This window comes from Kitasatospora sp. NPDC002543, from assembly GCF_053594915.1.
The window spans coordinates 95,922-109,483 of sequence record NZ_JBSFWR010000014.1 but is presented as its reverse complement, the minus strand read 5'-3'; the positions used below and the strand labels follow the sequence as shown (position 1 = coordinate 109,483).

Annotated in this window: 13 protein-coding genes; 4 read left to right on the top strand and 9 right to left on the bottom strand. The window is 73.2% G+C overall.

Going from position 1 to position 13,562, the window contains the following annotated elements; all coding sequences use genetic code 11:
• Positions 1 to 223, top strand: a 223-nt coding sequence (locus ACWD4P_RS09330; protein WP_449779160.1) for a transposase, incomplete at its 5' end; no start/stop codon positions are given.
• 322 nt (positions 224 to 545) lie between these two features.
• Entirely contained in the window at positions 546 to 2,159 is a 1,614-nt protein-coding gene (locus ACWD4P_RS09325) for an ABC-F family ATP-binding cassette domain-containing protein (protein WP_449779159.1), read from the top strand.
• Positions 2,160 to 2,162: 3 nt separating this feature from the next.
• Here ACWD4P_RS09325 and ACWD4P_RS09320 read toward each other — a convergent pair whose 3' ends face one another.
• Entirely contained in the window at positions 2,163 to 3,707 is a 1,545-nt protein-coding gene (locus ACWD4P_RS09320) for a S41 family peptidase (RefSeq protein ID WP_449779158.1), read from the bottom strand.
• A 264-nt stretch (positions 3,708 to 3,971) separates the two neighbouring features.
• Between ACWD4P_RS09320 and ACWD4P_RS09315 the strand changes: the two genes are divergently transcribed.
• Positions 3,972 to 4,184: a hypothetical protein gene (locus ACWD4P_RS09315; RefSeq protein WP_224280451.1), complete on the top strand. Its 213-nt coding sequence runs from the start codon at positions 3,972 to 3,974 to the stop codon at positions 4,182 to 4,184.
• Entirely contained in the window at positions 4,181 to 4,570 is a 390-nt protein-coding gene (locus ACWD4P_RS09310; protein WP_449779157.1) for a toxin Doc, read from the top strand. The genes ACWD4P_RS09315 and ACWD4P_RS09310 overlap by 4 nt, the downstream gene beginning before the upstream one ends.
• Positions 4,571 to 4,613: 43 nt before the next feature.
• Here ACWD4P_RS09310 and ACWD4P_RS09305 read toward each other — a convergent pair whose 3' ends face one another.
• From ACWD4P_RS09305 to ACWD4P_RS09270, 8 genes are all read right to left on the bottom strand, one after another.
• On the bottom strand, positions 4,614 to 5,264 hold the full coding sequence (locus ACWD4P_RS09305) for a Pr6Pr family membrane protein (RefSeq protein ID WP_449779156.1): 651 nt from the start codon (positions 5,262 to 5,264) through the stop codon (positions 4,614 to 4,616).
• Between the two features lie 218 nt (positions 5,265 to 5,482).
• A complete protein-coding gene (locus tag ACWD4P_RS09300; protein ID WP_449779162.1) occupies positions 5,483 to 6,139 on the bottom strand; it encodes a response regulator in 657 nt (218 codons plus the stop codon).
• A gap of 161 nt (positions 6,140 to 6,300) precedes the next feature.
• Complete coding sequence (locus ACWD4P_RS09295) at positions 6,301 to 7,590, bottom strand: sensor histidine kinase (protein WP_449779155.1); 1,290 nt, start codon at positions 7,588 to 7,590, stop codon at positions 6,301 to 6,303.
• Entirely contained in the window at positions 7,587 to 8,561 is a 975-nt protein-coding gene (locus ACWD4P_RS09290; protein WP_449779154.1) for a hypothetical protein, read from the bottom strand. The genes ACWD4P_RS09295 and ACWD4P_RS09290 overlap by 4 nt, the downstream gene beginning before the upstream one ends.
• An 82-nt stretch (positions 8,562 to 8,643) precedes the next feature.
• Positions 8,644 to 9,219, bottom strand: a complete 576-nt coding sequence (locus tag ACWD4P_RS09285) for a GNAT family N-acetyltransferase (protein WP_449779153.1) — start codon at positions 9,217 to 9,219, stop codon at positions 8,644 to 8,646.
• A gap of 89 nt (positions 9,220 to 9,308) precedes the next feature.
• Positions 9,309 to 10,307 (bottom strand): hypothetical protein, encoded by a 999-nt coding sequence (locus ACWD4P_RS09280; protein WP_359818484.1) that lies wholly within the window; start codon positions 10,305 to 10,307, stop codon positions 9,309 to 9,311.
• Between the two features lie 56 nt (positions 10,308 to 10,363).
• Positions 10,364 to 11,422: a hypothetical protein gene (locus ACWD4P_RS09275; protein ID WP_449779152.1), complete on the bottom strand. Its 1,059-nt coding sequence runs from the start codon at positions 11,420 to 11,422 to the stop codon at positions 10,364 to 10,366.
• A gap of 1 nt (position 11,423) precedes the next feature.
• Positions 11,424 to 13,547 (bottom strand): hypothetical protein, encoded by a 2,124-nt coding sequence (locus ACWD4P_RS09270; protein ID WP_449779151.1) that lies wholly within the window; start codon positions 13,545 to 13,547, stop codon positions 11,424 to 11,426.
• Positions 13,548 to 13,562: the final 15 nt, after the last annotated feature.

The following is a 13,562-nucleotide window of genomic DNA, read 5'->3' as shown; positions in this document are numbered from 1 at the left end:
CCTGCTACGGCGGCGCGGCATCAAGCCGATGATCGCCCGACGCGGCGTCGCCCACGGTTCCGGACTCGGCAAGGTGCGCTGGGTCGTAGAGCGCGTCTTCGCCCGGCTCCACCAGTTCAAACGCCTCCGCACCCGCTACGAGCGACGCGCAGACCTCCACCAGGGACTACTCGACCTCGCCTGCAGCATCATCTGCCTCCGGCGCCTTCGAAAGTCATTCTGAAACGATCTTTAATACTGCAACGGTGCTTAAGCACCGTTGCAGTATTAATTCGGTTGCACCCCTGTCCCGGGCTGCCTACCGTGGTCCGAGTCATCAGCCAGACAAGGAGAAGGCCGTTGCTCTACTGAGGTCCCGGGACACCGCCCCCGCCGCGCAGGCCCTGCTGCCGTCGCGCGGTGCGCGAGTGTGCGACCTCAGTCACGGCCCGTGGCGCCCCTCTGCGTGACGCCACCCTTTTCTCCTCGGCCGTCCCCGGTTCCGCACCCGCGGTGTCTCCCCGTGTTGCTCACCACCCCTTCGGCAACCACCCCGGGAGGCCTGTATGGCACACCAACCCACCACCACCGCCGTCCTCTGCACCGAGCTCTCGTTCGAGTGGCCCGACGGCAAGCCCGTCCTGGACGGCTTCCAGCTCGCCGTCGGCACCGGCCGCACCGGCCTGATCGGGCTCAACGGCGCGGGCAAGTCCACGCTCCTGCGGCTGATCGCGGGCGAGCTCACGCCCACCGCCGGCACCGTCCGGATCGACGGTGAACTCGGCTACCTGCCACAGGGCTTGACACTCGACACCACCCTCCGGGTGGACGAGGCGCTCGGCATCCGCGCCGCCCGCGAGGCCCTGCACGCCATCGAGTCCGGCGACACCGACCAGCGCCACTTCGACGCGATCGGCGACGACTGGGACGTCGAGGAGCGCGCCCGCGCCACCCTCGACCGGCTCGGCCTGCGCCGCCTCGGCCTCGACCGCACCACCGGCGAACTATCCGGCGGCGAGGCGGTGCTGCTGCGGCTGGCCGCCCTGCTGATGGCCCGCCCCGACGTCCTGCTGCTCGACGAACCCACCAACAACCTCGACCGGGCCGCCCGCGAGCGGCTCTACGAGACGGTGGCAGGCTGGACGGGCGTCCTGCTGGTCGTCAGCCACGACCGCGAGCTGCTCCGGCACGTCGACCAGATCGCCGACCTCAGGGACGGCGAAGTCACCTGGTACGGCGGCAACTTCGAGGACTACGAACGCACCCTCGCGGCCCAGCAGGAGACGGCCGAGCGGATGCTGCGCAACGCCGAGGCCGACGTCCAGCGCCAGAAGCGGGACCTGGCCGAGGCCCGGGTCCGGCTGGACCGCAGCGCCGCGTACGGCAAGAAGCGCTCCGTCACCCGCAACGACCCGCACATCTTCGCGGGGATGCTCAAACGCAAGGGCCAGGAGACGGCCGGCCGTCTCCAGGGCATGCACACCGAGCGCCTGGAGGAGGCGAAGGCACGGCTCAGCGCGGCCGAGGAGGCGGTGCGCGACGACGCCGAGATCCGGATCGACCTGCCGCGCACCGCCGTGCCGGCCGGCCGCACCGTGCTCACCCTGGACAAGGTCCGGCTGCCCCACGGCACCACCGCCGACCTCGACCTGCGCGGGCCCGAGCGGATCGCCGTGGTCGGCCGCAACGGCGCCGGCAAGACCACCCTGCTGCGCACCATCGCGGGCGAACTGGCCCCGCTGGGAGGAGAGGTCATCACCCCGGTGCCGCTGCGGCACCTCCCGCAGCGGCTCGACCTGCTGGACGACGAGCGCTCCGTCGTGGAGAACGTCAAGCTGTTCGCCCCCGCCGCCGGGGACAACGCGGTCCGCGCCCGGCTCGCCCGCTTCCTGTTCCGCGGCGCCCGGGCCGACCAGCCCGCCGCCACCCTCTCCGGTGGCGAGCGGTTCCGGGCCACGCTGGCCGCCCTGCTGCTGGCCGACCCGCCGCCGCAGCTGCTGCTGCTCGACGAGCCGACCAACAACCTGGACCTCGCCAGCGTCCGCCAGCTCACCCAGGCACTGGCCGCCTACCGGGGCGCGCTGATCGTGGCCAGCCACGACCTGCCGTTCCTGCGCGGCCTGGGCCTCACCCGGTGGCTGGAGCTGGACGGCGACCTGCGGGCGGTGGAGCCGATGTGACGCCTACCGCTGCTGATCCTCGGCACTCCGGCCGCCCTGGTCGCACTGGGTGTCCTGGTCGCACTGGGTGTCCTGGGTGTCCTGATCACCTTGGGCGTCCTGGCCGTCCTGGCCGTCCCGGCCGCCCCGGGCGTCCTCGGTGAGCATCCGGCGGGCTGTGCTCAGGGCCGAGTCCCTGAGCGCGGCCAGCTCGTCGGGGGTGAACACCGGGGTGCGGACATTCGGCGGGATGCCCGGTCCGTCGAAGGTGCCGCCGTCGCGCCTGAGGTACTTCTCGTTCGGCAGGACGACCAGGAAGTCCGGCGAGAGCGTCTTGACCAGGATGTCGGAGAAGACGCCCTGGGTGTTCTCGCCGACCCGGAGCACCCTGGGGGAGCGGCCCATCATGGCCTGGGTGAACGTCTCCGCCGCGCTGGCGGAGATCGAGGAGGTGAGCAACGCCACCGGGCCGTTGAACCGCGCGCCCGCCGAGGGCCGCACGGTGACCGGGTCGGGCCGGGTGAACTTCGTCGGGTCGGCCGGGTCGTTGCGCGCCACCTTCCGGTAGGCGACGTAGGGGCGGTCGGTCAGCCGGGCGGCGACGTGCAGCGCGAGCGCGTCCGAGCCGCCGCCGTTCAGCCGCACGTCGACGACCAGGCCGGTGGGCCGCCGGGGCCCGGCCAGCGCGGCGTCCAGCGCCCGGTCCAGTTCGTCGACCTGGCTCTGGAAGTCGCCGTCGGTGAGGTCGTTGAAGCTGCTCACCCGGAGGTAGCCGAGGCCGCCGGGGAGCCGCCCCGCGCCGAGCCGGCCGCCGGCGAAGAGCTGCTCCGCGCCGGTGAGCTGGGCCTCCGAGGCCTGTCGGGCCCGCGCGATCAGCTCCTTGGTCGGAGTCGTCGACCCGGGCCGTTGCCCCTCGAAGACGTCCTCGAGCCGCCCGTCGACGACCCGGACCAGCCCGGTGTGCGCGTCGCCGAGCGGGCGGAGCATGTCCACGAGGACGGTCTGCAACTGGTCGGCGGTCGTCGTCGGGGTGATCGTGGGCCGCTTCTCGTCGCGGACGGCGTGCCAGTCGATGCCCTTGGCCGCGAAGAAGGGGTAGTGCTCCTCGAAGTTCTCCCAGAACCGGTCGAAGACCGCGAGCGGGTCGTTCGGCGCCGGCTGGGCGCACGACGGCGGAAGGGCCTTCAGCCGGGTGACCGTCTTGCTGCCGACCCCGCCCTCCTCGCGTTCGACGACCCGGTCGCGGCCCTTGGGGGTGAGCGTCAGGCCGAGGTTCTCCACGGCGTAGCGCGTGGTGCCGTCCGGGCCGGGCGCCCCGCTCTGCGTCCCCGTGATCCACCCCGGCACGCAGCTGTGCGCCGTCACGTCGTACGTGGTGAGCCGGCCCCCGGAGACGGCGATCACCATGCCGTAGCCCTCCGTCCGCCAGATCCCCTCCAGCGGGTTCGCCCGTCCCCCCGCGGCGGCGGCCGCTCCCTCGGCCGCGGCCGCCCCCGGCGCCGCCAGCCCCACCGCCGTGGCGAGCGCGACGGCCGCGGCCGCCGCCCTGCCCGTGTTCCTGCGTGTCATCTCCGGCCTCCGCCGAATCCCCGGTCTCCCCCGCGGAACCCCTCCGCCACCGCTCCCTGCCGACGCTACGGCCGGTCCCGCCCCGGCGCGTCAGCCCAGGCGGCGCACCCGGTTCCTCCTCCGGGCCGACCCGCGTCCTCCTCGGGGGCCATGCGAGCCGGGGTGGAACGGCCCCCGGCGGTCTCGACAAACACCGCTTTGACTGCGGGTGGGAATCCGTCGTCCGCGTCCCCAACTTCCCCTGGCTCCAGTACCATCGGCGGCATGCCTGCGCTCAACATCGAGTACACGGAGCACGAACTCGCGGCGATCCGCGAGGCCGCCGCGGCCGACGGCAAGACCGTGAAGGCGTACGTCCACGACCTGAGCGTGCGGGAGCAGCAGCGAAGGGTCTTCGTGGACCACGCGGTGGCGTTCTGGAAGGCGCACCGGGCCGAGTTCGACGCCGCGTTCCCCGAGGACGCCCCCGCCGCGTGAAGGCCGGGGGAGCGGCACCGCTCCACGTCGACCTGCGCTGGCTGCTCGACGTCCAGGAGCTGGCCTCCCCGGAGGACCTCGGCGTGCGGGACTACTCGGCGCTCCAGGCCGCCGTCGCCCGCCACCGGGTGAACACCGCCCAGCTCGGCCACGACGCGGACCCGGCCTGGTGCGCGGCCACCCTGATGCACACCATCGTGCTGCTGCGCCCGCTGCCGGTGCGCAACAACCTCTACGCCTGCGTGACGACGGCCGCGTACATGCACGCGGCCGGTGAGGGGATCGATCCGCCCTACGGGGCGCTGGTGGAACTGGCCCGCGACATGACGGAGGCCCGGGCGGACGTGTACGCGGCGGCCGACCGGATCCGCGCCTGGCGGATCTGAGGCCGGCCGCCGGCGGTCGTGCCGCCGATTCGTCGCTACCGCGTCACGCCTGCCGCGCCGGTCGCAGCCTGTCGGCGATCCGCGTCCCGAGCCGGTCCAGTCCGACGACGAGTGCCGCGAGCACCACGAACTCGACGGTCAGCAGGGCGATCTGGCCCCAGACGTAGCCGTAGCCCTTGGTGGTCGGGTCGAAGAAGAAGTAGGGGTAGGGCATCGGGTAGTCGTCGAACAGGGCGTTGCGGGTGAGCACGATCGCCGCGTAGCCGAGCGGGAAGGCCAGCCAGAGCGGTACGTCCTTCCAGGCCGCGGCGTTGCGCGGCTTGAGCACCAGCCAGTCGACGATCACCATCACCGGCGTCACGTAGTGCAGAAAGAACGACGACCAGTGCGCCAGCTTGTCCGGCCCGCTGACCAGCCCGGGCAGCGGGTTGGCACCGTGCTCGAGCAGTACGTGCGAGACCAGCCCGGTGATCAGGATGTACAGCGTGGCGGCGCCGCGCAGCCGGGGCGCGGGCGCGTCCACGGTGTCGCGCTTGAGCATCCAGTACACGGCGCCGACGAAGTAGCCGAACACGATCACGTTGCTCTGCACGGTGAAGTAGACCAGCGGCGCGGTCCCGAGGATCAGGCCGAGGCCCGCCGAGAGCACGATGCCCATGCGCCACCAGAGCGCGGGTCGGGTCCGGACTGTCATGCGGCCACCAGTTCGTTCCAGGCGATACCGGGAGGTATCGGGCGTTGAAGGGGAAACCCGCACTCTACTCGCTGGGAGCCGGTCGGACGGAATCCGTGTGCGCTGCCCCGGGCCGACGGTGGCGGTGCCTGCGCGTGGTCGGTGATGGTGCCTGCGCGTGGTCGGTGGCGGTGCCCGCGGCCCGTCGGTGGTGGCGCCCGCAGGGAGCTGTGCCGGTGTCAGCCTGGCAGGACGAAGCCCGACTCGTAGGCCGCGATGACCGCCTGGGTGCGGTCCCGCGCGCCCAACTTGGCCAGCACGCTGCCGACATGCGTCTTCACCGTCTCCTGGCTGACCACCAGCTGCCGGGCGATCTCGCCGTTGTTGAGTCCGGTTGCCATCAGCCGCAGCACCTGCCCCTCCCGCTCGGTCAGCCGCCCGATCGGCCCGCGGTCCGCCTCGGACTCCCGCCGCCGGTCCGCGCGGTGGCGCAGCGCCAGGTCGCGGACGGCCGCCGGGAACAGCAGCGAGTCGCCGCGCGCCACCAGCCGCACCGCCTGCACCATCTCCTCCGCCCGGGCCCGCTTCAGCAGGAACCCGGCGGCGCCCGCGCGCAGCGCGTCGTACACGTGGTCGTCGTGCTCGAAGGTGGTGACCACCAGGATGCGCGGCGGCGGGGTCATGCCGTTGACCAGCTGCTCGGTGGCCCGGATGCCGTCGATGCCGGGCATCCGGACATCCATCAGCACCACGTCCGGGCGCAGTTCGCGCACCAGCGGGACGACCTCGGCGCCGTCGGCGGCCTCGCCGACCACGGTGAGGTCCGGTTCACTGTCGATCACCACCCGCAGGCCCAGGCGGACCAGCCGTTCGTCGTCCGCGACCACCACCCGGATGCCGTCGCCGCCCCCGGTCCCGCCCCTGGTCCCGCCCCTGGTCCCGCTCTGTTCCACGCCCTGCTCCACGCTGTGCTCCACGCCCTGCTCCCCGCTTCGGCCCGTGCCCCGGTTCGTGTCCTCGGCCCAGGCTCCGCCCGCGTTCCGCCCCGTGCCCTGGTTCACGTCGTTCCTCCCGTCACCGGCAGCCAGACGGCCAGCCGCCACGTCGTTCCGTCCTCGCCCGGCCCCGCCGTGCTGCCGCCGCGCAGGGCCGCCACCCGCTCCCCGATCCCGCGCAGCCCGCGCCCGCCGCCGGGGCGGCTCGGCCGGGCGGCCCCGAGCGGGTTGGTCAGTTCGATCTCCAGTCGGCCGTCGGCCAGCCCGACCCGGAGCCCGGCCCGCGCGGGCCCGGCGTGGCGCAGCACATTGGTCAGCCCCTCCTGCACGATCCGGTACGCCTCCCGGGAGACCGCCGGGGGCAGGCCGGACAGCCCGGGCGCCAGCTCGGCGTCCACCGCCACCCCGGCGCGCCCGAGCTGGCGCAGCAGGTCGTCCAGTCCGGCGAGGGTCGGCCCGGCCGGTCCCGCGGCCCCCGGGTCCTCCTCGCGCAACAGCCCGAGCACGGCGTCGAGTTCGGCGACGGCCGACCGGGCGGTCTCCTCGATCGCGGCCAGCGCCTCGGCGGCGAAGTCCGGGTCCTTGCGCAGCACCCTGGCGGCGGCCGAAGCCTGGATGCCGACGGCGCTGAGCGCGTGCCCGACCGAGTCGTGCAACTCGCGGGCCAGCCGGTTGCGCTGGGCGAGCACGGTGGCCCGGCGCTCGGCGGCCGCCACCCGCTCCTCCGGGGTCGGGCCGAGCAGGGCGGGCGCCCAGCGGGCGAGCAGCGCGCCGCAGACCGCGTTGGTGCCCAGGATCAGCAGCAGCACGCCGAGGCCGAGGAGCGGGCCGGTGGCCAGCCAGCCGGGAAAGTGCCGCTGCCACATCCGGACGAACTCCTCGGTCCCGGAGAAGCCGCAGAGCAGCACCACCGCGAACGGGGTGCCGGCCAGGGTCATCCCGGCGACGACCCCGCCGAACAGCAGGTGCAGCACGTGCCAGAGCGCGGTGCGCCGGCGGGCCGCCCAGGAGCGGGCCGGCCCGGTGGCCAGGTCCTCCGGCCGGGCCGCCGAGCACAGCGCCCGCGCGGCCGAGCCCTCCAGCCCCCGCACCACCGGTACCAGCGCGGTGACGGCGGCCATCGGCAGCGAGACGAACAACGACAGGACGTACAGCAGCAGTTGGCGAGCGGGTGGCTGGTTCGGGTTGAGCGCCCCGAACAGCACCACCGACAGCATCCAGTACGGCATCAGCAGCGCGCCGCCCAGCACCAGGTGCACCCAGCGCAGCCGGGCCCGCCGCCCGACCACCGCCCCCGCCGCGCGCCGCGACCGGCCGCCCGTCCGGGCCCGGTCGTTCACCCCCGTGATCACCCGCGCGACTCTACGGCAGCGGCGCCACGGCGGGCGCCCCACTCGGTCAGCGCCACCGCCCCGACCACCAGCACCAGCACCGCCGCCACCACCTGGGCGGCCTCCACCAGGGGCATCAGCCCGGGCACGGCCGTCCGCGGGTCGGTCACCCGGGTCGCCGTCGCCCCGAGGGCCACCAACTGCCAGCCACCCCAGCCGAACAGCGAGCCCGCCGCCGTCCAGGCCACCAGCAGCGGCTGGATCAGCCGGCGCTCCGGCCGGACCCGGAAGACGAGGAGGAGCAGCGCCGCCACCGCGGCCACCGCCATCACCGCGGCCACCCCGTCCATCACCGCCATGCCTCGGCTGCGCTCCTCCACCATGGCCTGCGGCAGTCCGGCGGTGCCGCCGAGCGCCCAGTGGGCCCGGGCCACCGCGACGCCCGCGGCGAGCAGCGCGGCGACGCAGGCGAGGGCGCGCTGCACCGTCAGCGTGGGGGAGCCGGGCAGGTCGCCGATCCGCTCCCGCAGCAGCCCGGCCCAGCGCTGGCGGGCGTACAGGGCGAAGGCGGTGAGCAGCGCGACGCCCTGGACGGCGAAGCCGCCGTACACGACGAGGAAGACCCAGTCGCCGGGGCCCTTGTCGTCCGGGCCGCCGTCCTCCGGCCCGAGCAGCATCAGGCTTCCCAGGTACAGCGGCAGCGCGACCAGGATCGTGCCCAGCAGCCCGGTCGCCACCCACATCGGGAACGCCACCAGCCCGGCCGGCGCCCGCCGCCCCCACGGCCGGACGAACGCCAGCGCCAGCGCCACGGCGATCGCGTCCATGCCGACGGTCAGCAGGTTCAGCAGCCACAGCCGGTCCATCTCGCCGGCCTCCGCTCCCACCGGGTGCCCGGTCAGCCAGAGCAGTTTCAGCGTCAGGTACGGCCCGGTCGCCGCGACCGCCGTCCACGCCGCCCCGGTCCGCACCGCGTGCTCGTTGATCCTCATGCCCCCACGGTGCCGCCGGACCCCGCCCCGGGGCCTCCGCCCGCGGTGCGATCCCCCTCCCCCCGGCGGGGGATCTCCGGCCTCAGGCGGGTGTGGCTGCGGGGGTGGTGGCCGACGCGCCGGTCATGGCCATCCGGTGGATCAGCCGGTCCTCCTCGTCCGTGCGGCCGTCCGGGTCGGCGACCAGCCCGAGCCGCTCGGCGAGCCGTCGCGAGGGCAGGTTGTCGGCGTGGATCAGGGCGATCACCGGGACTCCGGGGTAGCGCGGCAGCGCCTCCGCCATCGCCGCCAGCGCCGCCTCCGCCGCGTACCCGCGGCCCCAGGCGGACGGCCGGAACCGGTAGTAGAGGTTGAACACCCGCTCCCCGTCCAGGGTGTGCAGGTAGAGCCCGGCGAACCCGATGACCGTCCCCGGATCCTCCCGGGTGGCCACCGTGCAGTACCCCACGCCGTCCCGCACCCAGTCGGCGACGAACCCGTCCAGCATCTCCCGGCTCGCCGCCCGGTCCCGCTGCGGCCCGTACGGGTTGTACCGGTTGGTCTCCGGGTCCCCGTGGATCGCGAACACCGCCTCCACGTCGTCCTCTCGCGGCCGCGACAGCACGAGGCGCTCGGAGACGGCGACGGTCGTGCGGGAGGTGTGGTCGGTGGTGGTCATGGCGCGTCCCCGTGTCCTGAGTAATAGGTCCATCGCAAGATAGGCCATTACTCGCGTGGCCGCCCGCCCATTTCCGACCACCCCGGTCCCTACAGGATCGGCTCGCAGCCGATCGCCTCGCCCCCGGCGGTGAGGAACTGCTTCCAGGCCTCGTCGCCGGTCGGGAACAGTCGCCCGAGTTGCCTGACGGTGCCGATCCGGAAGTAGGTGGGTCGACCGTGACAGGTCACCACGATCTCGTCCCGGGGCAGGGAACCCACCCAGCGGGCCCGGCCGAACGCCGGCGAGGTGTCCCTCTCGGCGGCGGGCGGCCGGAGCCGTGACTCGGTGGCGATGACCAGGACGGAGGTGTTCTCGTCCCTGCCCTCCGGCGTGATCGCGCAACTCCACAGCGGATCGGACCCGGCCGACACGACCTCCTTGTACCGCTTGCCCGGAGAGCGGCCGACGGTGACCCCCGGCAGCCCGCAGGCGGCGTCGGTGTCGAGCTCGCGCTCCCCGCCGGCCGGGGCCAGCTCGTGCGGCGCGGGCAGCGGAGCCCTGCCGCAGCCGCGCTGGTCCGCGACGCGGTTGGCCGTCGACACGGCGAGCCGGGCGAGACCCAGGGCATCGGGCGTGGGGCCGTCCGCACGGACCTCGACCCGCAGCCCGTCGGGGCAGTCCGCCGGGAGCAGCGCCCACGCCGACGACCCGTGGACGGCACCGACCGCGCCACCGTTCGCCGAGGCGGTGAACGGCCGCGCACCGGGGTCGACCGGAAAGTGGAAGACGTCCTTGCTCTCGGTGGCGTACACCGAGACGCTCCGGTCGTCGCCGAAGATCCCGCCGTTCACCGTGGCCCTGCACATCGCCGTACCGCGGCTCGCGCTCCCCTCGTACGACGCCGCGCTGACCTTGCCCGACCCGAGCGCGCCGTTCAGCGCGGCCGCGCTCACCATCTCGCCGCACACGCTGTCCGGCCCGAACCTGTTGGTCATGTCGTCCGCCAGCAGCGCCCACCCGCCGATCCCCAGCCCGACCGCCGCCACCCCCGCGACCACGGCCCGCACACGCCGGGTACCGGGCCGGTGATTGTCCTTGATCTCCACGGTGTCCTGTTCGCTGATCGCTGATCGGTCGGATGGGGGCGCCCCCTGCGGGGACGTCAGAGGATCGGCTCGCAGCCGATCGCCGTGCCGCCGGCGGTGAGGAACTGCTTCCAGGCGGAACCGCTGTCCGGTACGAGGTCCGGGAATCCGCTGACGTCCATCCGGAAGTAGGTGGGCCGGCCCTGGCAAGTCGCCGTCATCTCACCGGGCTTCACCCAGCGGGCGCGGCCGGTCCCCGGCTCGTCCTTCGGGGCCTCCGGGGCCAGGAGCCGGGGCTCGGTACCGATGGTGAAGGTGATCGAGGACCTCGGATCCGCGTCCGAGTGGATGAGACAGGTCCACAGCGGGTCGGTCGCGGTGGTCACGGTCTCCCGGACGGCCGGGCCCTGGACGGTGGGCATGGTGAGCCCGGACAGGCCGCAGACGGCGTTGTGGTCGAGGTCGCGGTCCTGCCCGGCGGCGGAGAGCCTGTGCGGTGCGGGCATGGGCGATGCGCCGCACCCCTGCTGTGACGCGATGCGGTCGGCCGTCGACACGGCGAGTGCGGCGAGCTTCTCGGCCCCGGGACGTTCGCCACGGTCCGCTCTGACGGCGACCCGCTGCCCGCTGTCGCACGCCTCGGGGAGCAGTGCCCAGGCCCGGTGGTCGAAGGCCGCACCGGACGCTCCACCGTTGGCCGAAGCGGCGAACAGCCGGGCGTCCGAGTCCTTCGCGACGACGGAGAGGTCACCGTTCCTGCGCAGTTCCACGGTGACGGACCGCTCGTTGCCGAAGACCCCGGAACTCACCTTCGCCATGCAGAAGGCGGATCCACTGCGGAGGTCCCCGTTGCCGAAACCCTGGTCGCTGACCTTGCCCGCCCCGAGTGCGTCGTTCAGCAGATCCGCGCTCACGGCGCCCTCGCACACACTGCCGGGACCGAAGACGTTGGTCAGGTTGTCCGCCAGGAGCACCCCGGCCCCGGCCACGACCGCCGTGACCGCCACCGCGGCCGCCGCCGCCCGCACCCGTAGCGCCCGGGTGGTGAACCCCCGCCGGTCGAGTGCCGCGTCCAGCCGCCCGCCGACGGCGCTCCTGTCGCCGGGCTGACCGGTCGTGTGCTGCGTCTCCTTCATCTCAGCGCCCACCCAGTGCGTTGCGGTACGTCTGGTTGACGCCCGTCCCGTAGCTTCCCGACACGTCGTGCAGCAGCTTCTGGGGCACACCGGAGGTCGAAGTGATCTCCGCTTCGGTGAGGCCGGCCTGTCCGGCCTTCTCGACGATCATCTGCTTCAACTGGTTCTCGCCGGAGTTGAACATCTTGGACAGGTCCGCCTGCGTCTGCCCGTCCTGCTCGCTGTTGAGCCCGTTCGCCCACTCCGACGTGCCGACGTCAACGATGCGCTGGACGAAGTCGCCCACGACGGGTATGGGAGTCAGGGGCGTGCCGATGGCGTGGTAGTTCATCTTCGCTTGCCAGTTGTTCTGGAACACCACGTCGTCGTGGTGGCGGGTCATGACGTCGGACTGCGTGCCGCTGAGCGCACCCAGGACCTGGCCGGCCTCCCGGACGTAGCCTTCGATACCGGGGCCGGGGTGCCCGGTGCTGTCCGGCCTGAACGCGTCGGGAGGGTAGGCGTCGAGTCGTCGGGCGATCTCCCGGCTCTCGGCGTAGTGGATGGCCCTGAACGCCTCCGGGTCGTCGGACACCCCACGGATGACCCGGATGAGACGGTCCCGGTCGATGGCCAGCCCGCTGGTCTCGGAGTGCCCGTTGACCTCCTTGCCGATGATCTCGTACGTGTCGGCCGCGTAGTCGGCGATCATGTTTCCGAACGGCTTGCGCAGTCCGACCGGGAGTTCGGTCACATGGCCGGCGGAGTCGCCGCCGAAGTGACTGATCGTGTCGGACATGATGCGCGCCATCGTCGCGTCGTGGGGGCGGACCGGCGGCTGGGTGCCGTGGGGATCGCGGCCGGTGGTGGCGGCCTCCAGGGCATCGCCGAACGCGCCGCGGGAGGTGTCCCGCGCGAGTGCGTCCAGCTGGTTGTGTTCGTAGCCCTGGTTGGGCCACTGACGGTCCTTGAGCAGGTAGGCGAGGTTCTTGTTGGCCGCGGGGTCGAAGAAATCCTTCGACGCCTCGGGATTGCGGCTCATGGTCTGCATGAGGTCCCGCAGGGGATCGCCCTGGTGGCCGGAGATGTTGTTCCAGTCCGGGCCCCACAGGTCTTCGCCCTTGAGCTTGCTGCCGCGCTCGTAGTCGACCAGGTCGGTGCCGACCTTGGTCAGGAAGCCCTTGTCGAAGTCGCCCTTCGCGTTGAGCAGTGCCGTCAGCGCCGGGTAGTTGTCGTTCCACCCCGCGGCCGAGCCGCCGGGGCGGCGGGCGGCCGCGAGCAGGCCGTCCTCCCAGGCCTTGCCCATCCCGCCGTCGCGGGTGGCGGCGGCCAGCGCGACGGACAGGTTCTTGTAGACGTCCTGGTAGCCCGCGGCGTTGTGGTTGCCGTGGGCCAGGCCGTCGTAGACCTTGCTGTACTCCAGCAGGGCCTCGGGGCCGGTCTTGCCACCGGCGTTGAGACCGTTGAGCAGGGTGGTGGAGAAGTCCTTGTTCTCCGCGTTGGCGGCCATGAGGGCCTGCAACTGCTTGAGCTGGTCGTCGGAGAGGCTGCCGGCCTTGGACATCAGGTCCGTGGCCCGCTTGGCGTCGGCGACCGGGCCGGCGCCGAGCGGGGCGGCGTTGAAGGCGGTGGTGCTGGTGCCGATGTCGCTCTGGAGGCCGATGGTGGCCCGCTGGTCGGCGAGGGTGGCCTTCGCGACGGCCTTGCCGAGCCGGTCGGACAGTGCCTGGGCGTTGGCCCGTATCGTGCGCTCGGCGTCGGGGTCGTTCCGCTCCTCCTTCGGCACGGTCCAGTTGACCGCGCCGTCGGCGGTGACGCTGAGGGTGGTGTCGCCCTGCGCGTCGTGGAGTGCCGTGTCGAGGTCGCGGCGGGCGGCGGCGAAGTCCTCGGCGGCGGTCTTCATGATCGCGGCGAGGGCGGTGGCGACGGCCGAGGCCTGCTTGAAGTCGCCGTCGATGCCCTGCATGGCCGTGGTGGCCGCGTCGGCGGCGTCGCCTTTCCAACCGGCCCGCTGCGCGGTGCTGGTGAGGTCCTTGGAGACCCGGCCGTCCATGGCGGTGAGGGCCTTGGCCACGCCGGCCCAGGCTTCGGCTGCTTCGCTGACCGCGGAGAAGTCGGCCTCGTGGAGTTCCTTGAAGGACACCATCTGTCTGTTCCTCCC